Genomic DNA, 25,528 nt, shown 5'->3' with positions numbered 1-25,528 from the left:
CCCAGGCACTGAAAACCCCAGGCGCTGCCCCCCCCAGGCGAACACCTACCAGCCCCCCAATCCCGCCCGTCACCCCAGACACACCGCGACATATTGTCGGCTTGACTTTGCCTATGCCCACACAATTGCTGTAAAGTTGACGCACGAGTCAGCTTTCCCGCCAGTACTAGAATCAAAAACAGGGCAGACCCCCTGCTGCCCAGAGGATCCAACATGTCCAACCGTGATATTTCCCGGCGCGCTTTTTTGCAAGGCGGCCTGATCGCTGGTGTCGGTGTGACCATGGCGCCATTAGGCAGCCAGGCATTCGCCGCGCTGATGGAGGAGCGCGTCACCACTTCGCCGCAGAAGTGGATGAACCATGATGGCAAGGCGCGTTTCCGTAACGATGCCTTGTCCAAGGTCTGCGGCGACAAGGTGTTCGCCCGCGACATCCGCGCCAAGGACATGCCCGGCTGGCCCGCCCGGCAGGGGCATGCGCTGCTGCTCAAGGCCACCACGGTTGATCGTATCTATGCCGGGCATGACCTCAGCCTGCTCGGTGCCGACCTGCAGCCGGACCGCATCGTCACCGCCGCCGACCTCGAACAGGACGGCATCGCCTGGCCCGAGGCCCATTCGCCCGACCCGCTACTGCCGCCCGGCAAGGTGCCGATGTTCATCGGCCACCCGGTGGCGATCCTGATCTGGCACGACTTCGAGCGCTTCCGCCAGGCCAAACGCAAACTGCAGTTCAATCAACAGGCGATCCGTTACGGCGCCCAGGCGCCGCTGTACCAGCGCGACCCTTACGGCAGCTTCCGCTTCGTGCGGGTGGGCGGCGCCACGCCGTTCGACGACGATGAGTTCTCCAGCCTGAAGAACTCCATGCTGTTCCCCACCATTCTCAACCGCAAGCCGGTGTGGTCTAAGCAGCCCAACCAGCACGGCGACCTGACCGAGCAGGGGTTGTTCTACGCCAAGCGCATGGCCGAGCAGCTGGACAACCCGCCCGAGGACTGGCTGGTGTTCGACGAGCGCTACAAGACGCCGTCCATCGAACCTGCCGCGCTGGAGCCGGACAACGGTAACGGCTGGTACGACCCGGCCACGGGCACGCTGCACTTCGTGGTCGCCACCCAGTGCCCGTTCGAAGTGGCGCAGGAATGCGTGCACATGATCAAGCCGTCGCGCTTCGCCCTGAACACGCTGAACATGCACCCGGGCTACACCGTGGGCTATGGCTCAAAAGACAACAATATCTTCGTCTTCTATGCCGCGGTGGCCGCGCTGTACGGCGCCGGCGTGCCGATCCGCCTGGCCAACGACCGCTACGAGCAGTTCCAGAGCGGCATCAAGCGCCATGCCTTCGATATCCGCTACCAGCTGGCGGTGGACAAGAAGGACAACAGCTTCAAGATCTTCCGCGCCGACATGAGCTGCGACGGCGGCGGGCGCATCAACTACAGCCCATCGGTGGCAGCCGTAGGCGCCACTGCAGCGCAGTCGATCTACTACATGCCGCAGAACGACCTGTCGGTTACCGCCTACTATTCCCGTGGTGTCGAGGCCGGCTCCATGCGCGGTTACGGCACCCTGCAGAGCATGGCCGCCACCGAGATGATGGTGGATGAAATCGCCGGCCGCCTGGGGGTCGATGCCATCGACCTGCGCCGCGCCAACGCGCTGAAATCGGGCATGAAGAACACCCAGGGCGCGGTGCCGGCGGGCGCGCTGCGGCTTTACGAGATCCTCGACAAGGCCGCTGTGCATGAATGGTGGCGCGACCGCGACGCCCGCAAGCGGCAGATGGACGCGCAGGATCAGGACCACTGGTACGGGGTGGGCTTTGCCATTTGCCAGAAGGACTTCGGCACGGGCTCCGAAGCACCGATGGCCAGCATCGAATTCAGCCGCGACGGGCGAATCAGCCTGCGCCACATCGGCACCGAGCTGGGTACCGGCATGTCCACCTCCCAGGCTTTGGTGGTCAGCGATTTCCTTGGCCGTTCGGCCGACGAGGTAACGACGGCAGTCACCGAATGGCCTGAGCTGCAACTGAGCACCAGCGGTAACCCGTACCTGATCAGCCAGCCTGAGCAGGACGCCGCGCTGCGCAACCCGCGCTGGGTCGGCAAGCTGGCGTCGCCATCGTCGGCGACCAACTCGGCCTTCTACTTCAGCCATGCCACCCGCGAAGCGGCGCGTGTGCTGTTCAACCATGGCCTGTGGCCGGCGGCCATGGCGATCTGGAGCCAAGGCCCGTACGGCGGCCAGGCCAACCCGCTGGTGGTGCGCCGCGAAAATGCGGTGTGGGTCAACGGAGAGCTGACCGGTAACGGTCTGCAGCCGATTCCGTTCGCCCAGCTCGCACAGAAGGCCCACGACATGGGCTTGGTCACCGGCGCCAGTGTGCACGGCTTCAACCGCTGGAGCTGGGCCGAGGCCGACTTCGTCATCGACGGCGTGCGTGAGCGTTTACCGCTCGACGCGGTGGCGGTGAAATACGGCGATGGGGCGGTGAATGCCAAGAAGGCGCAGATGAACAGCCATGGCTACCACCTGCTCGACCGGCAGAATGCGGCCTACCCCGACACCCAGCTGAACAATGCCATGGTCACCTACTACAGTCCGGTGGCGACCATCGTCGAGGTCAAGGTCAACAAAGGCACCTTGGAGACGCAGGTGCTCAACCACCACAGTTGGGTCGAGTGTGGCCGTGTGCTGGTGCCGGAACTGGTCAAGGGCCAGCTTGAAGGCGGGATCGCCATGGGCATTGGCCATGCACTGACCGAAGAAATGCCGTTGTACGAGGGTGGGCCCGGGGAGGGCGACTGGAACTTCAACCGCTACCGCCTGCCGCATGCGCGCGATGTGGCGGTGTGGCAGCAGACCAGCGAAATCCTCCCGCCGCTGTCACCGACCGACCCGTCCAAGGGCATCGCCGAAGTGGTGATGATCCCGGTCGTCGGTGCCATCGGCAATGCCGTCGCGCATGCCATCGGCAAGCGCGTGCGCGATCTCCCCATCACCCCAGCCCGTATCAAGGAGGCCCTCAATGGCTAACCGTCCACTGCAACTGACGCTCAATGGCCAACCGGTCGGGCCGGTCGAGGTCCCTGCGGACCTGGCGATGATCGACTACCTGCACGAACACCAGAACCTCACCGGTTCGCGCCTGGGCTGCGGCCAGGGCATCTGCCACGCCTGCGTGGTGATCGTCGACAACCCCGACGGCACCAGCGAGGAAGTGCGCACCTGCATCACCGGCGCCCATTACTTCGAAGGCAAGAAGGTTCGCACCATCGAAGGCCATGCCAAGAAAGACGAGGCCGGCAACCTGACGCTCAACCCGATCCAGCAGAAGTTCGTCGACCTGTTCGCCTTCCAGTGCAGCTACTGCGCCCCAGGCTTCGTCAACGCGGCTACCGTGCTGGTGGAAACGGCCCAGCGCCAGCCGCTGAAGAAGAGCGAGGTGCAAGACCGCATCGAGGCCAGCCTCGGTCACCACATCTGCCGCTGCACAGGCTATGTGCGTTACTACGATGCCACCCGCAAGGTGCTCAACGATCTCGGCCTGGTCAAGGAGGGTTGAACATGGGCTTCGTACGTAGCGCTTCGGCGTTGGTCCTCGGGCTGGCTGCCAGTTCGTTTGCCCTGGCGGCCGATGATGCGCAGGTCAAGCGCGGTGAATACCTGGCCCGCGCGGCCGACTGCATGGCCTGCCACACCGCCGAAGGCGGCGCGCCGTATGCGGGTGGCCTGCCGATCCATTCGCCGTTCGGCACCATTTATGGCAGCAATATCACCCCGGACAAACAGTACGGCATCGGCAACTACAGCGCCGACGAGTTCTTCGCAGCAGTCACCGAGGGCAAGCGCAAGGACGGCGCCAACCTCTATCCTGCGATGCCTTACACCTCGTACCACCTGATCAAGCGTGAAGATTCGGACGCGATCCTCGCCTACCTGATGACCATACCGCCGATCAACCGCCCGGCACCGCAGACCGCGCTGCGCTTCCCGTTCAACGTGCGCATGGGCCTCAGCGGCTGGAACATGCTGTATGGCAAGAGCGTGCAACTGCAGCCGACCGAGGGCAAAAGCCCGGCCTGGCAGCGCGGCCAGTACATGGTCGAGGTCATGGGCCATTGTGGCGAATGCCATACCCCGCGCAACCCGATCGGTGCGCTGCAGCAGGACCAGCGCCTGAGCGGCGGCCTGCTGGGTGGCTACCTGGCGCCAAGCCTGTTGGCCCAGGACCTGGCCGAGCGCGGCTGGACCCAGCCGGACCTGACCACCTTCCTCAAGCACGGCATCAGCGCCCAGGGCAGCATGTTCAACGAGATGTTCCCGGTGGTGCACCACAGCACCCAGCACCTGGAAGATGCAGACCTTGCGGCCATGGCCACCTACCTGCTGGGTGACCAGCCGCCGCCGGCCAAGGCTATCGAGACTGTTGCCCTGGAGCAGATGAGCGACAGTGCCAAGCGGGGCCACCAGCAGTACCTGAACGTCTGTGCCGGCTGCCATGGGGTCGACGGCGAGGGCAAGCCGCACATCGCCGTGGCCATGCGCGGCAACACCGTGCTGCGCCAGGCCGATTCGCGCAATCTGGTCAAGGTGATCCTCGAGGGCATCCGTGAACAGCAGTTCACCGGCTTCGAGCGCATGCAGCCGATGCCGGGCTTTGCCGACAAGCTGGATGACCAACAGGTGACGGATATGGTCAACTACCTGCGCCAGGCCTGGGGTGGATTGCCCGGTGACCTGAACGTACAGCAGCTCGCCGAGCTGAAGGCGGAGTAAAGCGTGCAGCATCTCGATCTACAGGTGGTTCGTCAGGCTTTGCAGTGGTCCTGCAACGGCCAGCGCGTATGGTTGTGCACGGTGCTCGCCACCTACGGCTCGGCGCCGCGTGCACCGGGTTCGCTGCTGGCGGTGAACGCCAGCGGCCAGTGGCTGGGCTCGCTGTCCGGTGGCTGCGTCGAAGACGACTTTCTCGAGCGTGTGGCCCTGGGTGAGTTTCCGGAGCCGGTTGCCATCGTGCGTTATGGCGACGGCAGCGACCCGCGTTCGCGCGTTCGCCTGCCGTGTGGCGGTGTGCTGGAAGTACTGGTGGAGAACCTGCCGGTTGAATGCGAGGTGCAGGCGCATCTGCGTGAGCTGGAACGTGCGCTGCTGGGCCAGCGCCGGGTACTGCGTGAGGTGAGCCTGCCAACGGGTACCCGCCAGCTGCTCGATGACCATAGTCAGGGGCCACGGGTCGAACGGGAAAATGCCCAGGTGCGCTTGCGTGTCGGCGCCGCCCAGCGGCTGCTGCTGGCCGGCTATTCCAGCGTGGCGCATTTTTGTGCCGAATTTGGCAGGGGGCTGGGTTTTGAGGTCATCCTTTGCGAGCCGCGTGATGAAGTGCTCGACGGCGTCGTGCTGAATGGCATAGAGGTACGCCGCGAGCTACCGTCGGAATTCATCGCCAACGGCGGATGCCATGCCGATACGGCAGTGGTGGCATTGACCCATGATCCAAAAATCGATGACCTGGCCATGCTTGAAGCCGTGCGTACCGAAGCGTTCTACATCGGCGTGATGGGCTCCAAGGCCACCTCCGACAAGCGTCGCGAACGCCTGCAGCGAATTGGTGGCCTGGGCTACGACGAGCTGGCGCGCATCCATGCGCCGATTGGCCTGAACCTGGGCAGCAAGACCCCGGCCGAGATCGCCCTGGCGGTACTGGCCGATATCCTTCGTGCGCGCAACGGCATCGAGCGGGCGGCGCTGTGAGCGTGGTTGCGTTGGTATTGGCGGCAGGCAGCAGTGTGCGTTTTGGCTCTGACAAGCGCCGTTCGCTGCTGGCTGACGGTCGAAGCTTGCTGGTGCACAGCGTAGAGAGCGCCTGCGCAGTGTTCGATGATGTGCGGGTGGTGTTGCGTGAAGGGGAGCGAGGCGTGGACCTGGGGTTGCCAGCGCGGTGCAGGGTGGTCTCCAGTCCGGATTTCACATTGGGCATGGGCCATAGCCTGGCGGCCGGGGCCGCTTCGCTGGCTGACAGCGAGGCGCAGGCAGTAGCGATTCTGTTGGGTGATATGCCCTGGGTGGCGTCCGCGACCCTGGATTTGCTTGCACGCGAGGCCAGTGGGTCAACGATAGTCCTGCCTTGTCATGCCGGACGACAGGGCCATCCGGTGTTGTTCGGGCGTGATTTCTGGCCGGCGCTTGCCCGGCTGAAGGGTGATGAAGGGGCGCGTTCGGTGGTCAAGGCCAACCCGGCGGTTTGCGTCAGGCTAGAGGTGCAGGATGCCGGTGTGTTGCAGGATGTCGATAGGCCGGATGCGGTGCGCCCTTGAATGCGTTCGTCAAAGGCTATTCATCTTCTTCGCCAGTGAGTTCATAGGGTTCGAGTTCGCTCAGTTGGGAAAGCAGCACCAGATGCTCCACTGCCTTCAGCTTTTCAAGACGCTCAAGGCTGTCTGGGCCTCCCAGCATCAAGGCGGGGACAAAGCCATACATTTCGTCTGAGCCCAGGGTGCCGAGCCGTTCCCTGGCAGGTTCGAACAGGTCGTCGAAGTAGACGCACTCGGTCATCAGCCACATGAGCAAACCGTGGATCTTGTTGTCCCGTTCTTCGTCGCCTGAGCTGTGAGCGCCATCGAGGTAACGGGAATGGTAGGCCGCGATGGTCAGCACCGAACCGGTTTTCTCACCCCATAGGTACAGGTCGCCAAAAGCGCTGCGGGCGATGAGGTGATAAGTGTCGCATGCTTCGAAGTGCGTACCTGCCAACCAAGAGGCCACTACACCCTGGTATTCCTGAGGATTTACAAGCCAGAACAAGCCGCCGCCGTAGCCGCACCAGCCGTGGTCTTGCCAGTATTCAAGGAGGCGATTGGGGAGTTTGCCTTGGTAATGATCGATAGCGGCAGGTGGTACGGGTTGCTGGCCGATGGGTTCGCCGAAGGTTTCCAGGAAAATGCTGAAGATGACATCCATTCGTTTAGGTCCTTTTGTGTGCTCAGAAGTCAGAGAAGCTGTAGGGTTCGAGTTTGGTGATTTGAGACAGCAAAATCAAATGCTCTATTGCTTTAAGTTTTTCTAGGTTTTTGAGGTCGGGGCGCCCTCCCAGCATCAATGCAGGAACAAATGCATATATCTCATCTTCTTTCAAGATGCCCAGCTTTTTCTTCGCGGGCTCAAAAAGGCTTTCAAAGTCGTTGTGTTCTTTTTTTCTTGATAGAAAGAAGCTTTGGACCTCTCTGGTTGCTTCCGTTTCAGTGAGTGTGCAGTTTTCACCTGTGTAACGGGACAGAAGACTTGTGATTTTTACTGAAAAGCCACTGTTCTCTCCCCAAAGATACAGGTCGCCGAAAGCGCTTCTGGCAATCAAGTGGTAAGTGTCCCGGTTTTCAAGGAGGGTGTCCTCGGTCCAGGATGAGACAACGCCCTCATAGTCCTGTGGATTAACCAGCCAGAATATACCTTCGCCAAAACCACACCATCCATGCTCTTTCCAGTATGCAAGTAACAACTCTGGAAGTTTTCCGTTATAGCGATCAATGCTGGATGGGGGCACCTCTCGACGGGAAAAAGGCGCGCCTATATTGTCAAGGAATATGGAGAATACCTCATCCATTTGCGATGCCTCTTATCGTTAGCACTTATGAAGTCTTACATTCATGTAAGTCGAGTGGGTGCCGAATTTCGGCGATTTTTCCGCAGCCTCTTTGATGCTGGCTAGTCTATTTCGCCATTGAGCACCAATGCTGGAGTTGACTTGCCTGTCGCCAAAGTCTGAGATCATGTCTCTGCCACCCGCGCTTAAGTCGGGATTGTGTAGCGCGGCCAAGGTGGCCATCGTCTCTTTCGCCTTTATGGTCGACAGTCTAGTTGCTTCTGCTGGGCTCATTTCGGCGAGCAGCTCCTTGTTGATTCTTTTTTCCAACCTGTCTTGTAGATCCCTGCGTGCAGCGCGTGCGACCGCAGGGTCACGCTTTATAGGATTGGCAACGTTCTCCAAAAACTCCTCAACCGTCAGCCGATTCAACCCATCCTGTTGCCCCTTCAGCTGCCGCTCAAACTCGCCATGCTTCGACGCTGGCAATTTATCCGCCTTGAAACACGCCACCGTATGCAACGGCATCCTACCGGGCTTAGCTGTCGAGGGCTCCTTGTCTTTTCCCGCCTGCCGATTCGGCTGAACTGGCTGCGGATCATCCATCGCCCCTTTGCGCCGCTCCGGCACCTGCAGATCCGGCCGTTTCTTCAACCCTTCCTCATGCTTGAGCATCCATTGCCCCAGTCGCGCGCCTTTGCGGCTGGCCGCCATCTCCTGGACCAGCACTCGGGCATCGCCGCGCCCGCGGGTGAGGTACGACACGATTGCCCCCAACAAGAGCACCACGACTTCCACATGGCCTTGGGCAATCTGATGCGTGGCCCGGGATATCGCATAGGGGTCGTCCCGGCAGAACGGGCCGGTGCCTTCATTGCCGCAGGTACCTTCCCAGGCGAAGCGGATGCCATCGACGTAGTACTCGCCGATCCGCGGTAAGCCCTCGACGAAGAACTCGGCAATGGAGGCCAGCCCCAGCGCACCGAGGATCCAGCCGCTGACCTTGAGGCCCATGGCCGCGCCTGCGCCAGCGAACGGAATGGTTCCGGCGCCGCCAGTGAATGCGCCAACCCCCGCGCCAAGCAGGCCGCCGGTAACGGTGCTGCCGATGACGATCATCGCCATCTGCTGCACGACCCTCAGCAGTTCGTCGATGATGCTGTTGATGTCGAGGTCGGCGAAGCGCTGGCGTAGCATGTTCGCCGCCTGCCATTCGGCGTGGTAGAAGGCTGTGCGGACAGCTTCGATCCGGCGCAGGTTGAGGCCCAGTGAGGCGACTTCTTCATTGAGGCTGGTGCGGAACTGGCCACCGCTTTGGTAGCCCACCATGGCGATGACACGTGACTCGATCTCGTGCCAGGAGGGCACGAGGTAATCCAGGTACATGAGGTGTCTCCCTGACAACGTGTGCAGGGGGAAATCCCATCATGGATTCGGATCGGAGGTTTCTGGGTCAGTTGTAGGAAAGGGCGACTTCGTTTCTGTTGTGTTCGAGAAGCTCGGGAATTGGGGTTGAGGCTGCGAGGGGAAGGGTGGCGACCCGCACGGCGCTCGATCTCCCCCAACCCTCCCCAAAAGGTCCATAATCCCCCCTTAATCCGCCCAAGGTGCAATACCAGCCACACCACACCGGGAGCCCCACCATGCACGTTCTGCTCTGCGAGGACGACGACCTGATCGCCGCCGGCATCTGCGCCGGTCTCACCGCCCAGGGCCTGACCGTGGACCGTGTGGGCAACGCCGCCGCTGCGCGGGCAATGCTGCAGGCCGCGCAGTTCGACGTGATGATCCTCGACCTCGGCCTGCCCGACGAAGACGGCCTCAAGCTGCTGCGCCGCCTGCGCGAAAAAGGCGAGACCCTGCCGGTACTGGTGCTCACCGCCCGCGATGCCGTCACCGATCGTGTCGATGGCCTGCAGGCCGGTGCCGACGATTACCTGCTCAAGCCCTTCGATCTGCGCGAGCTGGCCGCACGCCTGCATACCTTGCTGCGGCGGGTGGCCGGGCGGGCGGTGAACGTAATCGAGCACGGCCCGCTGCGCTATGACCCGAGCAGCTGTGAGGCGACCCTGGCCGGCCAGCATGTCGACCTGTCCCGCCGCGAGCAGGCCCTGCTTCAGGCGCTGCTGCAGAACCCCGGGCGAGTGCTGTCCAGCGAGCAACTGAAAGACTGCGTGTACGGCTTCAGCGACGAAGTCGAGAGCAACGCCCTGAACGTGCACATCCACCACCTGCGCCGCAAGCTGGGCAACGGCATTGTCGAGACCGTGCGTGGCCTGGGCTACCGGCTGGGTCCGGCGCAGGCACCGCAAGAGGCCGCATCATGAGCCTGCGGGTGCGCCTGAGCCTGATCCTCGGCAGTGCCTTCGTGATCATCTGGGCACTGGCCGCCGCGTGGATGCTGCGAGACCTGCGCCAGCAGATGATGTTTTCCCTCGACCAGCGGCTGGTGGCGTCGGCGCGTATGGTCGCCGGGCTGATCGACCAACTGCCGCAGCCGCTGACCGCCAAGGGCGGGGAGGCGCATATTTCCGCCGACCAGTTCAACGTACCGGATGGCATGGCCTGCCAGGTCACCTCGCTGCGTGGCGAGATCCTTGCCAGCAACCACAAGCACGATGGCGCCATGGACGACGAGCGCAGCGGGTTCCGTGACCAGACCATCGACGATGCGCTTTGGCGCACCTTCACCTACAACCACGGCGATGTGCGCATCACCACGGCCGACCGGCATATGGAGCGCGAGGCGCTGAACCAGTCGATTCTGCTGGCGGCATCGGCGCCGGTATTGATGGCCCTGCTTGGCAGCCTGGGGCTGTTGTGGATCGGCCTTGGCAAGGGCCTGGAGCCGCTCAACCGCATGCGTGATGCGTTGCGCCGCCGGCGTGCAGACAGTGTCGAACCGCTGCAGGTGGCGGGCATGCCCAGCGAGTTGCAGCCGTTGCTGGAAACCCAGAACCAGCTGTTCCGGCGCATTGCCCAGACCCTCGAGCGTGAGCGGCGCCTGACCGATGATGCCGCGCATGAACTGCGCAGCCCGCTGACCGCGATCAAGACCCACCTGCAGGTGGCGCGGATGACCGACGGTGCGGTGCGCGAGCAGGCGCTGGAGCATGCAGAGCAGGGCACCGACCGCATGCACCGAACGCTGGAGCAGTTGCTGATGCTGGCGCGGGTGGAAGGCAGCCTGTCGTTCGAGGACGGCGTGCAGTGCAGCGCCGAGCAGGTGGCCCATCAGGCGGTGCAGGACGCCGGAGGGGGTGACAACCGCCGTATCGTGCTGCGTTTGCCTGAAGAAGCCACGCAGATCTACCTGGGCATGCCCGCTCCGTTGGCAGTGGCAGCGCTGCGCAACCTACTGGACAACGCCTTGCGTCATGGCGGCGATGAAGCCGTAGAGCTGGACGTGCAGATGGCGGACGGCCAGGTGGGCTTCATGGTGCGTGATCACGGGCCAGGGATTGCCGAAGCGGACCTGGAGCACCTGACCGAGCGCTTCTGGCGCAATGGGCAGAGTGGTGGTTGCGGATTGGGGCTGGCGATTGTGCAGGCGATCGTGCAGCGGTGTGCCGGCAGCCTGCGCTTTGACAGCCGTAGTGACGGCTTGCGGGTCTTCTTGCAGGTACCGGCGCGTCCTGGGCACAGACAGAAATAAAATCCAGTAACAACCGCTAAATCCTCCCCGCACTCAAGCGTTTCCAAAGCGATAACCGCCCATCCGCTTGCTTGCGAGGATTCACCCATGTCCACCGCTTCCAGCCTTGCCCGGGTTGTTCCGGCCAGCGTGCCGCAACCTTTGTACGAATTCACCGATTCGCCTTTGCTACAACGCCAGCAACAGCAAGAGTCCAACGCCCGCAGCTACCCGCGGCGCATCCCGCTGGCGCTAAAGCGCGCCCGGGGCATTCATGTCGAAGATGTCGAAGGCCGCCAGTTCATCGACTGCCTGGCTGGCGCTGGCACTTTGGCGCTGGGGCATAATCACCCGGTAGTAGTCGAGGCAATCCAGCGCGTGCTGGCTGACGAACTGCCGCTGCATACACTCGACCTGACCACACCGGTCAAGGACCGCTTCGTCCAGGACCTGTTCGGCATCCTGCCCGAGGCGCTGCGTCGCGAGGCCAAGGTGCAGTTCTGCGGCCCGACCGGTACCGACGCCGTTGAAGCGGCGCTCAAACTGGTGCGTGGCGCAACCGGGCGCAGCACCGTGCTGGCCTTTCATGGCGCCTACCATGGCATGAGCCAGGGCGCGCTGAGTCTGATGGGCAGCCTTGGCCCCAAGCAGCCACTGGGGGCGTTGCTGAGCAGCGGTGTGCAGTTCATGCCGTACCCCTACGACTACCGCTGCCCGTTCGGCCTGGGCGGTGAAGCCGGGGTCAAGGCCAGCCTGCATTACCTGGAAAACCTGCTGCTCGACCCGGAAAGCGGTGTGCCGCTGCCCGCTGCCGTGATCCTCGAAGTGGTGCAGGGTGAGGGCGGGGTCATTCCGGCCGACATCGAATGGCTCAAGGGCGTGCGGCGCATTACCGAGCAGGCGGGCGTGGCGTTGATCGTTGACGAGATCCAGAGCGGCTTTGCCCGTACCGGGCGCATGTTCGCCTTCGAGCACGCCGGTATCGTGCCCGATGTGGTCACCTTGTCCAAAGCCATCGGTGGCAGCCTGCCGCTGGCGGTAGTGGTCTATCGCGACTGGCTGGACACCTGGAAGCCGGGTGCGCATGCCGGTACCTTCCGTGGCAACCAGATGGCCATGGCGGCCGGCTCTGCGGTGATCAACTATCTGGTCGAGCATCGCCTGGCCGAGCATGCAGAAGCCATGGGCCTGCGCCTGCGCCAGCACCTGCAGCAATTGCAACGTGACTATCCGCAGTTGGGTGATGTACGCGGGCGTGGCTTGATGCTTGGGGTCGAACTGGTCGCGCCGCAGGGCGAACGGGATGCGTTGGGGTACCCGCAGGCCAACCATGAGCTGGCGGCCACGGTGCAGCGCGAATGCCTCAAGCGCGGGTTGATTCTGGAGCTGGGCGGGCGGCATGGCGCGGTGGTGCGCTTCCTGCCGCCGTTGATCATCAGCGCTGAACAGATCGATGACGTGGCTCAGCGCTTTGCAGAGGCGTTGATCGCGGCAGTCTGAACCCTTGTCTGGGCCGCTTTGCGGCCCATCGCCCCCGCCAACGGCCCATCAAGATCAGGTCATCGTCCCGCGGGTTACCAGCCGCGTCCGGAGTCTATCCAGAAGTTCACGGACAGCGACGTGGACACTGACTCTACCTGGTGGAACCAGCCCTCGGGCAGGAACAGCAAGTCGCCGGCCTGCAACACCACACGCAGGAAGGGCACCTCACGGGCTTCGGGGAAACGCTCGTAGTCGGGGGCGTCGGGGTTGAAATCACAGCCGTCCAGGCCGCCCTTCGGGCTGGTTGACCAGGTGCCCAGTGCGGCGCGATGGTGCGGTGCTGCCAGGATGAACGATTTCTGCCCCCAGACCTGGGCGAACAGGTTGTCGGTATCATCCCGGTGCAGCGGTGTAAGCGTGCCTTTGGGGCCGATCCAGATACGCGGTGGAATGAAGCGCTGGCGTTCGAAGTAGTCCGGGTAGCGGATCAGGGCCTGGAGCTTTTCCGGCACGATATTGTTGCCCATATAGGCGGGGGGCTCGCCAGGCTTGACCGGCTGGTCCAGCGACGCGATGAAATCAGCCATGGAAGTGGCGCGAAAGTCGCGATCAGTGGAGAAGGTCTTCTTCACATAATCACCATGCCGGGTAATGCCCTGTAGCTCGGCAAAGTGTGCCAGCGAGGCGTCGCGGCCCATGGTGAACAGCGGCCAATCGCCAAGGGCGTCGCTCAGCACCACTGGCAAGCCCGTTGCCAGGTGCTCTCGATCGAAGCGCGACGGTGGCATTTCGGCCCGTGACAGGCGTCGTACAGCATGCAGCAAAGGTTGGGCTGCCGAGATGTGTTCGCTGTGACGTGCTGGCGTGGGATAGCGCTGGTTCATCGCTGCCTTGCTGGCTGTCGCGCCTTGCCGCGCGCTGCTGATGACCTGCGGCAGCAAGGTTGCCAGGCCCATGTTGCCGGTAATTTTCAGGCGTGCACTGGCGAACAGTTCCTCGACGTCGACATTGCCCGCCATGATGCCGAGGAAGTCTTCTTCGGCCACCTCGAGGGTGACGTCCGGCGTGTCATGCCGGCCACGCCCGGTGCACGTGTTGTCGCATACCTCGGACCAGTAGCTGAGTCCCTGGCCGAAGTCGAACTGGAACACGCCTTCGATGCCGACGGCGTGGGCATTGACGAACAGTTTTTCGAGTATGCGCTGAAGGTCCACGGTAAGCCTCGTCGGTTGTCGTTGTGCAGGGTTGGCATGGGCGCGTGTGGCCGCGCCCGGGTTGTCAGGCGCGCAGGCGTTGGCGCAGTACTTCGACCAAGCGGTCGATTTCCGCTTCGGTATTCAGCAAACCCGGCGCAGTGCGCACCACTGGCCCGGCATCGCGCGACACGGCGTCGACGATGATGCGTTGGCTAGTCAGGTACCTGGCCAGCTCGTCGGCATCCTGGCCTTTGCCGCGAAAGAAGGTGAAGCCCGCCGAATGGGTGCTGCTGCGCGGCGTCACCAGTTCGATGGCAGGCAGGCTTTCCAGCTGTTGCTTCAGGTAGTCGTTGAGAGCGTGGATACGTGCCTGCACGGCAGCCTTGCCGGTTTGCAGGTGCAGTTCGAACGCCTTGCCCAGGGCCCAGCGGTGCTCGAAGGCGTGGTAGCCGCCCGGGCTCATGATGGTGGCGAAGTCTTCGTTTTCCGAGAAGGTGGCGATGCTCGGTTGCAGTTGCCCCAGTGCCGAGGATGCGGCGCAGATGATGCCTGTCCCCCGGGGACCGAACATCCACTTGTGGGTCCCGGAGATGAAGTAGTCGCAGTTCAGGTCGGCGAAGCGCATGTCCTCGACGCCAAACCCGTGAACTCCGTCGATCACATACAGGATATGGTCGCGTTCGTCCCTGTTCTGATTGATCTCGCGTACGAGCGCACCGATTTCGCCAACCGGCAGTTTCACCCCGCTGCCCGAATGTACCCAGGTCATGCCCAGCACGCGTGTTTGCGGGGAAATGGCGGCACGCAAGGTCCCCAGCACCTGGTCGGTGCTCACCTGCCAGGGTTGCTCGAACAGGCGCAGCCTGCGTACCGGGTTGCCATCGCGGGCGCTGCGGTAGTTCATGGTTTGCCGTGCGGCGGAATGCTCGTGCACCGTGGTCAGGATTTCCTGGCCGGGTGCCAGCTTGATGCCGCCATAAATCAAACCCAGGCCCTCGGTAGTGCTGCCCGTCAGGGCAATCTGGCGTGGCGCCACCTCCAGGTAGCGTGCCGCCCATTGGCGTACCTCAGCCTCGTGCTTCCACTCCGACTGGGCATCCCAGTCGACCATCAGCGCCGGGTGACGGTCGAAACGTGCACGCAGGGCCTCGATGGCTTCGCGTACCGGTCTTGGATGAGAGGTGATCAGGAAGTTGGCGAAGTGCGCATAGTTCGGGTCGAGTTCGAACAGGCGGCGAAAATCGGCCCATCGTTGGTTGCCGGCGCTCGGTATCGGCGTGGCGGCCTCGGCACCGGGTAGCAGATGGCCGGCGAGCGGCAGGCCGGCAGCGAGGAGGCCAGCCCGTTTGAGAAAGTTGCGGCGGTCGTTCATAAGGGTGCCCAATGGCTTAGCGCAGTGAAGTGTCGGTACCGCGGGCGGCGTGCTGCACTTGTTCCCAGACGCGCAGGAAATTGCCGCCCCAAAGCTTGGCGATATCGGCTTCGGAGTAGCCGCGGGTAATGAGTTCGGCCGTTACGTTGCGTGCCTCGCTGGCGTCGTGCCAGCCATCGATGCCGCCGCCTTCGTTGAAGTCCGAACTGATGCCTACGTGATCGATGCCGATCTTGCGCACGGTGTAGTCGATGGCATCGCCATAGTCCTTCAGGGTCGCGGGCGGCTCTTGTTCGAGGATGGCATAGAGCTCGTTGGCATATTGTCCGACCTTCTGCTCGGGCCAGCCGGCGATGACCGGGTCGCCAGGCATCAGCGCATAGTTCAGGTCAGCCAGTGGCGGCAGGGCGTAGCGGGCGCGCAAGGCATTGAGCTTTTCCTGGGTCTGTGCGCTGAGCGGCTTGAGGTAGCTGGAGAACGCGACCAGCTGCACGACCCCGCCGCCTTCCTTGATCAATTGCATTTCCTTGTCGGACAGGTTGCGGTTGATATCGACCATGGCCCGTGGCGCCGAGTGCGACGCCACCACCGGAGTGCGGCTGAGCTGAATGACTTGGTTCAGCGCCTTGCTGGACATCTGCGAGACATCGATGATCACGCCCAGGTCATTGAGCCGCTGTACGGCGCGCTTGCCGATGGGGGACAGACCCTCCAGCGCATCGACAGTGTCATTGAAGAACGGCAAGGGGCGAGATGAGTCGGCCCAGCTATTGTTGCCGACGTAGCTGAAGCCGAACATACGCACCCCGCGTGCCGCCCAGCGGTCGAGCTGGTCGATATCGTCCCCCAGCGCATACGCATTGAGCATGCTCAGGAACACCGCGAACTTGCCTTCGCCGTGCAAGCGCCGCATGTCCTGCGGGGTGTAGGCGATGGCGACACGTTCGGGGAAGTCGCGCACCATCGCGGTGATGGCGTTGTAGCGCACCTCCTGGGTGTGGCGGGCGGCCTCGACGAAACCTGGCGTGGGGCGATGCGGGCTGTTTGCGCCCGTCCAGGATTCGGGCCAGGCAAAGATGGTCAGCGCCGCGCCAGACAACCGCCCTTGGGCAGCCTTGGCCAGGTCGAAGCGGCCCGGCCCGTCCTTGTCGGCTTCGCTGCCTTCGTTGCCGAAGTCCAACGGCAAGGTGACATGGCTGTCGAACGAGATGATGCGCTCCTGTAAGTCGTTGGCTTGACGAACGACCTCCCGGGGGTAGCCGCCAGGGGCCGCGAAATGGTACCAGGCAGCCAGACCGGCACCCGCGGCGGCTGCCGCAGCCAGGCTGATGTACAGGGCTTTTTTCCAGCGTGGTGTCGTCATCTTGGTCTCAGTAGGTTCGCCGTCGAGGGAGGGCACAGAGGCCGCCGCTACCTGGGGTGAACGAGTCGACACAGAGGAAATTTAGCCGGCCCGGCCGAGGCGTTAAATTTCTGCGCAGATACAACGTTCTAGCCTTGGACGGGCCGTGCTCCATGGCCGCTATGAAGGCACAGGTAGTTGCAATGACGATTTCTCGACGCGGGTTCATCGCCGCTGTGGCATTGACCGGCGTGGCGGTGCCCGGTGCGCTGTATGTGCAGCGCCAGCGGGATGCCGATGCGTTTCCGGAAACGCCTGGCGAGGCTGTTGTCGAGTTGGCCGATACCCGCCTGCAGCAGCTGGGCGACATCCTGCGGGGCATCTGGCGCTGGACTGCACATGGCAAGGATGCCCAACTGCTGGGTATGCCCGACGGGGAGCTGGAACTGTTTCTGGATGTCGCCAGCAATGGCCGGGGGCTGCGAGGTTACCTGGACACCGCCGATCGCTTGCGCAGTGAGCAGGAACCACGTTATCGGGTCATGGGTGACTTGCTGACGGACAAGCCCGGGACGTTGCGCTGGCGGCTGTTTTCAACCGAGCCCGGTGCAGGGCGTGCGCGCTATGAATGCCATGTGGTGCTCGATGAGGTCTGGGGCGCCTATGGCAATGCCGGGCCGGCAACGCTCAATGGTCGTATCTCGGCCCTGGACCGCGCCCTGTCTCTGCCTGTTCTGGACAATGGCTTCCTGGCCTTGAAGCGGCCTTTCCCGGAGGCTCGCGAACGTACGCCGCTGTCGCCACAGTTGCTGGCTTGGCTCATTTCGCCGGAGCACCGGCTGTTTCACCAGTTATGGCACGCATCGCGGGACAAGTGGCACAAGCTGGAAGAGGACAAGCAATCCGCCCTGCGTGGTCTGGGCTGGCAACCCGGGCCGCGGGGCCAGGAGCGTGATGCGCGTGGCAGGCACAAGGATCGCAACGGTTCCGGAGAAGACTTCCTGTTCATGCACCGGCACATGCTCGGCAGTGCCAGGGCCCTGCAGGACCTGCCCTCGTGGACGCGGTTCCCGCTGCCTCAGCCGGAGCTTGAGCGTGACCGCGTCGGTTTCGCCCGTTACTTCGACAACTGCGACGGCAATGCCTTGCCACCGACCTGGCTGGCCCATGACGACCAGGAGTACACCCAGTGGGTACGCGACATCAAAAGCCCGGATACCTTCCATGGCAACTTTCAGGTCTGGGAGTCGCGGTACAGTGATCCGGAATATCTGAGCAAGCTGACCTTGGGGCAGTTCGGCTCAGAGCTGGAACTGGGCCTGCATGACTGGTTGCACATGCGGTGGGCGGCGGTGCCGCGCGACCCGTCCAACGGTATGCCGGTGCCCGCAGCACGTACCCCGGGGGATTTTGCTGAGCGCTGGTTTGAAGCACGTAACGATTTTCTTGGCGACCCGTTCTCGTCACATGTAAACCCGGTGTTCTGGCATTTTCATGGGTGGATCGACGACCGAGTCGACGACTGGTTCCGCGCCCACGAGCGGGTTCACCCGGGCGAGATCCGCCGCTTGCAGGTGAATGGTGTGCCCTGGTTCGCACCCGGGCGTTGGGTAGAGGTGGCTGACCCGTGGCTAGGTCCCGATACCCATGGCTGTTCCACGGTGCCGGGCCTGCGACCTGGTCGAAGCGTCGAGATGGACCCGGAAACCATGAAGCTGGCGTTGCGCATCATTTATGGCAATGAAGACCTCTTTGCCCGGCTGCGACCACGGGTGCCGCAGCGCCCCTGGTATGCCCGCAATCTCAAGGTCGTGCGGGCATCGGGCTGACAGTGGGCCCAGCGCAGGTGTGCGTTGCTGAGAATCATTATATTTTGTAAGATCGCACGCTGATATCACTCAGTTCTGCATCTGCCCCGTCGTGGGTGTGCAGGACGATTCCAGGTGTGTTTGTGGAACGTTACTATCGTGAATTGGTGAGTTTCCTGTCCGCGCGCCTGGGTAACCGTCAGGCGGCAGAGGATGTTGCCCACGATGCCTACCTGCGGGTACTGGAGCGAACGGACAACGGGCAGATCGAGCATCCGCGCGCTTTCCTGTACCGTATCGCCCTGAACCTGGTGGTCGACCGCCATCGTCGCCATCTGGTGCGTCAGGCCGAACCGCTGGAGATACTTGACAGTGATGAGGGCTGTCATGTGCCGGCGCTGGCGCAGGAACTGCAGCTCAACCAGCGCCTGACCCTCATGCAGCGGGCACTGGACGAACTGAGCGGCCCCTGCCGCGAATGCTTCCTGCTGCGCAAGATCGAAGGCCTGTCCCATCTGCAGATCGCCGAGCGGCTGGGCATTTCGCGTAGCCTGGTGGAAAAGCACATCGTCAATGCCATGAAGCACTGCCGGGTGCGCATGCGGCAATGGGAATCCTGATTGCCAGGTTAAAGGCAAATGCAAATTCCGTCAGTCAATCACTTGATTTATGCGGCTTTCCCGACTTCTATCAGATAAGACCGTTGCCGTACATGGCCTTGGCAGTAGCCGTTACTGGCGCAGTATGGTCATGGAGCGTGCCCATTACCTAATGGCCCAGGTCCGACCATGGCAAACAAGACCCTGCGCATTCTCATCGCCGATGCACACCCGTGCCAGCGCCTGCAGCTGGAGCGGTTGCTCAATGGTTTGGGCTATTACCGGATAGCCCCAGTGGATAGCTTCGAGGAGCTGCAGCGCCTGGTGCAGTGCGCCTTGCAGCCCTTCCACCTGTTGCTGGGCAATATCGAGCTGGCCAGCCATTGCGGAGTAGACCTGGAACGCTTCTGCCGCGTCAGCACACAGATCCAGCACGCCCTGCTTTACCATTCCAGCCAGTTGAAAGTGCCAGCAGTGCCGCAGACCGAGCGCCAGGCGGTCAGTCTGAGCCTGCCACAGGCGCCCGATAACGAGGCGCTGGAGACGTTCATGGCAATCATCGACGCACCGATGCTGGTCGGCAAGCTACCGCTGCCGAGCACCTTGGCGGCGAGTACAGCGCGGCCACGGCCGCGAGCCAACTTCGCGCATACGGTGTTCAACCGCTAGCGGTGCCGCAGGCGGGGCAATGGGGCAGCTATTTGTTATGCTCTTGCCCTTTGCCGATCTGCGGACCCTGCCATGACTGCCATCGATACCGCTCGCCCGCCCCGGTTCAGCCGCGGCGACCATCGGACCCTGGGCCTGGCGGCGCTGGGTGGCGCGCTGGAAATCTACGACTTCATCATTTTCGTGTTCTTCGCGCTGACCCTCAGCCAACTGTTCTTCCCTCCCGAGATGCCCGAATGGCTACGCCTGCTGCAAAGCTTCGGCATTTTCGTCACCGGCTATCTGGCGCGGCCGCTGGGCGGCATCCTGATGGCGCACTTTGCCGACCATCTGGGGCGCAAGCGGGTCTTCAGTCTGAGCATCCTGATGATGGCCCTGCCGTGCCTGTTGATCGGGGTGATGCCGACCTATGCCGACATCGGCTATGCCGCCCCGCTGATACTGTTGGCCCTGCGCATCCTCCAGGGTGCTGCCGTAGGCGGTGAAGTGCCAAGCGCCTGGACGTTCGTTGCCGAGCACGCACCCAACGGGCGGCGCGGCTATGCCTTGGGCTTTCTGCAGGCCGGGCTGACCTTCGGCTACCTGCTGGGGGCGCTGACCGCAACCTTGCTGGCGCAACTGTTCACCCCGCAGGAAATCCTCGATTACGCCTGGCGCTACCCGTTCCTGTTGGGTGGGGTGTTCGGTGTAATTGGTGTGTGGCTGCGCCGCTGGCTCAGTGAAACACCGGTGTTTCTCGCCCTGCGCGCGCGCCAGGAGCAACCTGTGGCATTTCCGCTGCGGCGAGTGCTGGGCGAGCACCGCCGGGCGTTGATCCCTGCCGCGTTGCTGACCTGTGTGCTGACCTCGGCGGTGGTGGTGCTGGTGGTGATCACCCCGACAGTGATGCAGCAGCGCTTCGGCATGAGTGCCGGGCACACCTTCGCCCTCAGCAGTGTGGGCATCGTCTTCCTCAACATTGGCTGCGTGCTGGCCGGGCTGCTGGTCGACCGTGTGGGTGCCTGGCGCGCGCTGATGCTGTATAGCCTGTTGCTGCCGCTGGGTATCGGCACGTTGTACGCCAGCCTGGTGGGGCAGTGGGGCATGACCTGGCTGGCCTATGCGCTGGCGGGGTTGAGTTGTGGCGTGGTGGGGGTGGTGCCCTCGGTAATGGTAGGGCTGTTCCCGGCGCAAATCCGTGTATCGGGCATTTCCTTCACCTACAACGTGGCCTACGCAGTGTGGGCCAGTACCACGCCGCTGGCACTGATTGCGCTGATGCCGTGGAGCCCATGGGTGTGTGTCGGGTTTTGTCTGATCATGGGCGCGGTGGGGCTGCTGACGGCCTTGTATTTCGGGCGTCGTGAGCCATTGGTGTTTGCTGCGGAGCCGATGCCGGTCATGTGTGGCGACAAATGAGCAGGTGCATGTCCTGGGTTGTGTAGCAAGGCTTGCACCGAGCGCCGCCCGCGCGGCGCATCGCGAGCAAGCTCGCTCCTACATTTGTTCCGGGCCAATTATGCCTGTGGGATTTGCGCGCGAACGCCCTGGCGCATGGCTCGATATCGCGTCGTACAAACAAGGCGGTCGCGCGGGCCTGGCACAGGATGGACTGGCTCGAAACAGATGTAGGAGCGAGCTTGCTCGCGATGCGCTCCTACATTTGTTCCGGGCCAATTATGCCTGTGGGATTTGCGCGCGAACGCCCTGGCGCATGGCTCGATATCGCGTTGTACAAACAATGCGGTCGCGCGCGCCTGGCACAGGATGGACTGGCTCGAAACAGATGTAGGAGCGAGCTTGCTCGCGATGCGCCGCGCGGGCGGCGCTCGATCTGATAGGCGCTGAACCTCTCACGGCGAACACCTCGTAGGTCCAGACGCATACTCACAACAAAAAGCCCCCGGCCCATGAGGACCGGGGGCTTTTTGTTGCCGCAAGGGCAGGGGCCTTACATGTTCGGGTAGTTCGGCCCGCCAGCGCCTTCAGGGGTGACCCACGTGATGTTCTGGGCCGGGTCCTTGATGTCGCAGGTCTTGCAGTGCACGCAGTTTTGCGCGTTGATCTGGAAACGCTTGTTGCCGTCTTCCTGGGTGACCACTTCGTACACGCCTGCCGGGCAGTAACGCTGGGCAGGCTCGTCGTACAGCGGCAGGTTGCTGGCGATCGGTACGCTCGGATCGGTCAGCTTCAGGTGGCAGGGTTGTTCCTCTTCGTGGTTGGTGCTGGAGAGGAATACCGAGCTGAGCTTGTCGAAGCTGAGCTTGCCGTCCGGTTTCGGGTAGTCGATCTTTTTCGAGTCGGCGGCCAGCTTGAGGCAGGCATAGTCCGGCTTGGTGTCGTGCAGGGTGAACGGCAGTTTGCCACCGAACCAGTTCTGGTCGACATAGTTGAACGCCGCGCCCAACAGCGGGCCGAACTTGTGCATGGCCGGGCCGAAGTTGCGGCTGGCGAACAGTTCTTCGTGCAGCCAGCTGGCCTTGAAGGCGCTGACATAGCTGTTCAATTGATCGCCGCCTTCGCCACCGGCGATCAATGCGTCGGCCACTGCTTCGGCGGCGAGCATGCCGGATTTCATCGCGGTATGGCTGCCCTTGATCTTGGCCACGTTCATGGTGCCCAGGTCGCAACCGATCAGCGCGCCACCATTGAAGACCATTTTCGGCAGCGAGTTGATGCCGCCCTTGGCCAAGGCGCGGGCGCCGTAGCTGATGCGCTTGCCGCCTTCGAGGTACTGGCTGATCACCGGGTGGTGCTTGAGGCGCTGGAACTCGTCGAACGGCGACAGGTATGGGTTGGCGTAGGACAGGTCAACGATCAGGCCGACCACCACCTGGTTGTTTTCCAGGTGATAAAGGAACGAGCCACCGGTGTTTTCCTTGGCCACCACGTCCAGCGGCCAGCCGGCGGTGTGCACCACCAGGCCCTGTTCGTGCTTGGCCGGGTCGATTTCCCAGATTTCCTTCAGGCCGATGCCGTAGTGCTGGACGTCGGACTCGCTGTCGAGGTTGAAGCGCTTGATCAGCTGTTTGCCGATATGGCCACGGCAGCCTTCGGCGAACAGGGTGTACTTGGCGCGCAGTTCCATGCCTGGGGTGTACAGGCCATCCTTGGGGTTGCCTTCACGGTCGACACCGAGGTCGCCGGTGACGATGCCGCGGACCACGCCGTTGTCGTCGAACAGCGCTTCCTGGGCGGCGAAGCCCGGGTAGATCTCCACACCGAGGTTCTCGGCCTGCTGGGCCAGCCAGCGGCACAGGTTGCCCAGCGAGATGATGTAGTTGCCATGGTTGTGCATGGTCTTGGGTACGAACAGGTCAGGCACCTTGGTCGCGCTGCCGGCATCCTTGAGCACGTAGATGTCGTCGCGCTTCACTTCGGTATTGAGTGGTGCGCCGAGCGCTTTCCAGTCGGGGAACAGCTCGTTCAGGGCGCGAGGCTCGAACACTGCGCCAGAGAGGATGTGGGCGCCGACTTCAGAGCCTTTCTCCACCACGCAGACGCTGATTTCGCTACCGGCTTCGGCGGCCTTCTGCTTCAGGCGGCAGGCGGCGGACAGGCCCGCCGGGCCGGCGCCGACGATGACCACGTCGAATTCCATGTATTCGCGTTCCACTGGTTCTCTCCTACTCATCAAGGCTCGTGCTGTTGCTTTGTCTTATGGGTGCGGGGCATTCGCAGCGGTTCTACGCAACGGCGGAACTGTAGCTGGGCAAATGACGGACTACACCGTTTTGTCTTGGCCGCGCATTATATCTACACCACTTGGCGGGTCCAATACAAACGTTTGTTTGAATTTGCCGCAGGCCAGTAAAATCACAGGAACGCGGCTGGAGGGTGACCGATTTGCCGTATTGACCGGAATGGGTGTTACGGTCAAGATACGAGCGGTTTTACGTTCGCCGTAGGCTTGCAGCCGGGCGCAGGTACACCTCTAAAGACCAGGTGTGGAGCAGGGTTTTGCGGGCTTAGGCCGGTTTGTAGTGGAGTTTACACGCCACGACAGAAAATGACCCGCGAGGATTTGTCGCAAGAGTCCGAACAAGACTGTTCGGTCACTGTGAAATTGCTGCCTCCCGATACGTTTTTAGAGGTGCCCTTGTACCCACGCGCATCGCAGGGCTCTGCCCCAGGCGACTATCTATTCACCGGAGAGTAACGAGGAATCCATGAAGGTTCTTGTAGCTGTCAAACGAGTGGTCGACTACAACGTCAAGGTTCGCGTCAAAGCGGACAACTCCGGCGTCGACCTTGCTAACGTCAAGATGTCCATGAACCCCTTCTGCGAAATCGCCGTGGAAGAAGCCGTACGCCTGAAAGAAAAAGGCGTTGCGACCGAGATCGTCGTCGTTTCCGTCGGCCCGACCACTGCCCAGGAGCAGCTGCGTACTGCCCTGGCTCTGGGTGCCGACCGTGCCATCCTGGTAGAAGCCGCTGACGAACTGAACTCCCTGGCTGTGGCCAAGGCGCTGAAGGCCGTTGTCGACAAGGAGCAGCCGCAGCTGGTCATCCTCGGCAAGCAGGCCATCGACAGTGACAACAACCAGACCGGCCAGATGCTGGCCGCGCTGACAGGCTTCGCCCAGGGTACCTTCGCGTCCAAGGTCGAAGTCGCTGGCGACAAGCTGAATGTCACCCGTGAAATCGATGGCGGCCTGCAGACCGTTGCACTGAACCTGCCAGCCATCGTCACCACCGACCTGCGCCTGAACGAGCCACGCTACGCGTCGCTGCCGAACATCATGAAGGCCAAGAAGAAGCCGCTGGAGACTGTTACTCCAGACGCGCTGGGCGTTTCCCTCGCCTCCACCAACAAGACCGTGAAGGTTGAAGCCCCGGCTGCCCGCAGCGCTGGCATCAAGGTCAAATCGGTGGCCGAACTGGTCGAGAAGCTGAAGAACGAAGCGAAGGTAATCTAAATGACTATCCTGGTTGTCGCTGAATACGAGAACGGTGCCGTAGCCCCGGCCACCCTGAACACTGTCGCCGCAGCCGCCAAGATCGGTGGTGATGTGCACGTGCTGGTCGCAGGCCAGAACGTCGGTGGCGTTGCCGAATCTGCTGCCAAGATCGCTGGCGTGGCCAAGGTGCTGGTTGCCGACAACGCGGCCTACGCCCACGTGCTGCCGGAAAACGTCGCGCCGCTGATCGTCGAGCTGGCCAAGGGTTACAGCCACGTGCTGGCCCCGGCTACCACCAACGGCAAGAACATCCTGCCGCGTGTTGCCGCGCTGCTGGACGTGGACCAGATCTCCGAGATCATCTCGGTCGAGTCCGCCGACACCTTCAAGCGCCCGATCTACGCGGGTAACGCCATCGCCACCGTGCAATCGAGCGCGGCCATCAAGGTGATCACCGTCCGTACCACCGGCTTCGATGCCGTGGCTGCCGAAGGTGGTTCGGCTGCTGTCGAAGCTGTTGGCGCTGCACACAACGCCGGCATTTCGGCTTTCGTTGGCGAAGAGCTGGCCAAGTCCGACCGCCCAGAGCTGACCGCTGCCAAAATCGTCGTTTCCGGCGGCCGTGGCATGGGCAACGGTGACAACTTCAAGCACCTGTACAGCCTGGCCGACAAGCTCGGCGCGGCTGTCGGTGCCTCGCGCGCCGCAGTCGACGCAGGCTTCGTGCCGAACGACATGCAGGTCGGCCAGACCGGCAAGATCGTTGCGCCACAGCTGTACATCGCCGTCGGTATCTCCGGCGCGATCCAGCACCTGGCCGGCATGAAAGACTCCAAAGTGATCGTTGCGATCAACAAGGACGAAGAAGCGCCGATCTTCCAGGTGGCCGACTACGGCCTGGTCGCTGACCTGTTCGAAGCGGTTCCAGAGCTGGAAAAGCTGGTCTGATCCGGCTGCT

At 62.7% G+C, this 25,528-nt stretch carries 21 protein-coding genes; 14 read left to right on the top strand and 7 right to left on the bottom strand.

Translation table 11 applies throughout. The annotated features are described in order from the left end of the window. Nucleotides 1–213 precede the first annotated feature (213 nt). Genes ACF8EA_RS23600 through ACF8EA_RS23580 form a run of 5 tightly spaced genes read left to right on the top strand, consistent with a single transcriptional unit; the run spans nt 214 to nt 6,326 of the window. Entirely contained in the window at nt 214–3,045 is a 2,832-nt protein-coding gene (locus ACF8EA_RS23600; RefSeq protein WP_392523468.1) for a xanthine dehydrogenase family protein molybdopterin-binding subunit, read from the top strand. Then, a complete protein-coding gene (locus ACF8EA_RS23595; protein WP_084850713.1) occupies nt 3,038–3,574 on the top strand; it encodes a (2Fe-2S)-binding protein in 537 nt (178 codons plus the stop codon). The genes ACF8EA_RS23600 and ACF8EA_RS23595 overlap by 8 nt, the downstream gene beginning before the upstream one ends. A gap of 2 nt (nt 3,575–3,576) precedes the next feature. After that, nucleotides 3,577–4,788: a cytochrome c gene (locus tag ACF8EA_RS23590; protein WP_392523466.1), complete on the top strand. Its 1,212-nt coding sequence runs from the start codon at nt 3,577–3,579 to the stop codon at nt 4,786–4,788. 3 nt (nt 4,789–4,791) lie between these two features. After that, nucleotides 4,792–5,763, top strand: coding sequence for an XdhC family protein (locus ACF8EA_RS23585; RefSeq protein WP_028698364.1), 972 nt, complete (start codon nt 4,792–4,794; stop codon nt 5,761–5,763). After that, nucleotides 5,760–6,326, top strand: a complete 567-nt coding sequence (locus ACF8EA_RS23580; RefSeq protein ID WP_028698363.1) for a nucleotidyltransferase family protein — start codon at nt 5,760–5,762, stop codon at nt 6,324–6,326. The genes ACF8EA_RS23585 and ACF8EA_RS23580 overlap by 4 nt, the downstream gene beginning before the upstream one ends. A gap of 16 nt (nt 6,327–6,342) precedes the next feature. On the opposite strand, the gene ACF8EA_RS23575 is transcribed toward ACF8EA_RS23580, so the two are convergent. The 3 genes from ACF8EA_RS23575 to ACF8EA_RS23565 are packed head-to-tail and all read right to left on the bottom strand — an operon-like array spanning nt 6,343 to nt 8,974. Next, the gene (locus ACF8EA_RS23575) at nt 6,343–6,969 is read right to left on the bottom strand and encodes a GAD-like domain-containing protein (RefSeq protein ID WP_012051708.1); all 627 of its coding nucleotides are present in this window, start codon (nt 6,967–6,969) and stop codon (nt 6,343–6,345) included. A 22-nt stretch (nt 6,970–6,991) separates the two neighbouring features. Then, nucleotides 6,992–7,609: a GAD-like domain-containing protein gene (locus tag ACF8EA_RS23570; RefSeq protein ID WP_392523463.1), complete on the bottom strand. Its 618-nt coding sequence runs from the start codon at nt 7,607–7,609 to the stop codon at nt 6,992–6,994. 18 nt (nt 7,610–7,627) lie between these two features. After that, nucleotides 7,628–8,974: a DUF6861 domain-containing protein gene (locus ACF8EA_RS23565; protein WP_392523461.1), complete on the bottom strand. Its 1,347-nt coding sequence runs from the start codon at nt 8,972–8,974 to the stop codon at nt 7,628–7,630. Between the two features lie 257 nt (nt 8,975–9,231). Between ACF8EA_RS23565 and ACF8EA_RS23560 the strand changes: the two genes are divergently transcribed. The 3 genes from ACF8EA_RS23560 to ACF8EA_RS23550 all read left to right on the top strand — a co-directional run bounded on the left by ACF8EA_RS23560 (nt 9,232) and on the right by ACF8EA_RS23550 (nt 12,722). Continuing rightward, complete coding sequence (locus ACF8EA_RS23560; protein ID WP_004576176.1) at nt 9,232–9,915, top strand: response regulator transcription factor; 684 nt, start codon at nt 9,232–9,234, stop codon at nt 9,913–9,915. Further along, nucleotides 9,912–11,243, top strand: coding sequence for an ATP-binding protein (locus ACF8EA_RS23555; RefSeq protein ID WP_392523460.1), 1,332 nt, complete (start codon nt 9,912–9,914; stop codon nt 11,241–11,243). The genes ACF8EA_RS23560 and ACF8EA_RS23555 overlap by 4 nt, the downstream gene beginning before the upstream one ends. 87 nt (nt 11,244–11,330) lie before the next feature. After that, nucleotides 11,331–12,722 (top strand): aspartate aminotransferase family protein, encoded by a 1,392-nt coding sequence (locus tag ACF8EA_RS23550; protein ID WP_392523458.1) that lies wholly within the window; start codon nt 11,331–11,333, stop codon nt 12,720–12,722. Nucleotides 12,723–12,796: 74 nt separating this feature from the next. Here the strand turns inward: ACF8EA_RS23550 and ACF8EA_RS23545 are convergent, their stop codons facing one another. The 3 genes from ACF8EA_RS23545 to ACF8EA_RS23535 all read right to left on the bottom strand — a co-directional run bounded on the left by ACF8EA_RS23545 (nt 12,797) and on the right by ACF8EA_RS23535 (nt 16,635). Further along, on the bottom strand, nt 12,797–13,918 hold the full coding sequence (locus ACF8EA_RS23545; RefSeq protein WP_392523456.1) for a cupin-like domain-containing protein: 1,122 nt from the start codon (nt 13,916–13,918) through the stop codon (nt 12,797–12,799). A gap of 64 nt (nt 13,919–13,982) precedes the next feature. Continuing rightward, on the bottom strand, nt 13,983–15,272 hold the full coding sequence (locus ACF8EA_RS23540; protein ID WP_028698357.1) for an aminotransferase class V-fold PLP-dependent enzyme: 1,290 nt from the start codon (nt 15,270–15,272) through the stop codon (nt 13,983–13,985). Nucleotides 15,273–15,288: 16 nt separating this feature from the next. Then, nucleotides 15,289–16,635: a dipeptidase gene (locus ACF8EA_RS23535; RefSeq protein WP_028698356.1), complete on the bottom strand. Its 1,347-nt coding sequence runs from the start codon at nt 16,633–16,635 to the stop codon at nt 15,289–15,291. Nucleotides 16,636–16,817: 182 nt separating this feature from the next. Between ACF8EA_RS23535 and ACF8EA_RS23530 the strand changes: the two genes are divergently transcribed. The 4 genes from ACF8EA_RS23530 to ACF8EA_RS23515 all read left to right on the top strand — a co-directional run bounded on the left by ACF8EA_RS23530 (nt 16,818) and on the right by ACF8EA_RS23515 (nt 21,088). Further along, complete coding sequence (locus ACF8EA_RS23530) at nt 16,818–18,443, top strand: twin-arginine translocation signal domain-containing protein (RefSeq protein WP_392523453.1); 1,626 nt, start codon at nt 16,818–16,820, stop codon at nt 18,441–18,443. A 122-nt stretch (nt 18,444–18,565) separates the two neighbouring features. Further along, nucleotides 18,566–19,042, top strand: coding sequence for a sigma-70 family RNA polymerase sigma factor (locus ACF8EA_RS23525; RefSeq protein ID WP_392523451.1), 477 nt, complete (start codon nt 18,566–18,568; stop codon nt 19,040–19,042). A 168-nt stretch (nt 19,043–19,210) separates the two neighbouring features. Beyond that, nucleotides 19,211–19,690: a hypothetical protein gene (locus ACF8EA_RS23520; protein ID WP_028698353.1), complete on the top strand. Its 480-nt coding sequence runs from the start codon at nt 19,211–19,213 to the stop codon at nt 19,688–19,690. Nucleotides 19,691–19,762: 72 nt separating this feature from the next. Then, complete coding sequence (locus ACF8EA_RS23515; RefSeq protein WP_392523449.1) at nt 19,763–21,088, top strand: MFS transporter; 1,326 nt, start codon at nt 19,763–19,765, stop codon at nt 21,086–21,088. Between the two features lie 532 nt (nt 21,089–21,620). Here the strand turns inward: ACF8EA_RS23515 and ACF8EA_RS23510 are convergent. Further along, nucleotides 21,621–23,303 (bottom strand): electron transfer flavoprotein-ubiquinone oxidoreductase, encoded by a 1,683-nt coding sequence (locus ACF8EA_RS23510; protein ID WP_392523447.1) that lies wholly within the window; start codon nt 23,301–23,303, stop codon nt 21,621–21,623. A gap of 535 nt (nt 23,304–23,838) precedes the next feature. Here ACF8EA_RS23510 and ACF8EA_RS23505 point away from each other — a divergent pair. Further along, on the top strand, nt 23,839–24,588 hold the full coding sequence (locus tag ACF8EA_RS23505; RefSeq protein ID WP_003254232.1) for an electron transfer flavoprotein subunit beta/FixA family protein: 750 nt from the start codon (nt 23,839–23,841) through the stop codon (nt 24,586–24,588). Beyond that, the gene (locus tag ACF8EA_RS23500) at nt 24,589–25,518 is read left to right on the top strand and encodes an electron transfer flavoprotein subunit alpha/FixB family protein (RefSeq protein WP_021784840.1); all 930 of its coding nucleotides are present in this window, start codon (nt 24,589–24,591) and stop codon (nt 25,516–25,518) included. It abuts the gene before it with no gap. The last annotated feature ends 10 nt before the right edge of the window (nt 25,519–25,528 follow it).

This window comes from Pseudomonas sp. YQ_5 (assembly GCF_043103305.1).
Taxonomy (GTDB): Bacteria; Pseudomonadota; Gammaproteobacteria; order Pseudomonadales; family Pseudomonadaceae; genus Aquipseudomonas; species Aquipseudomonas putida_Y.
This window is presented reverse-complemented; position numbering and strand designations above follow the sequence as displayed.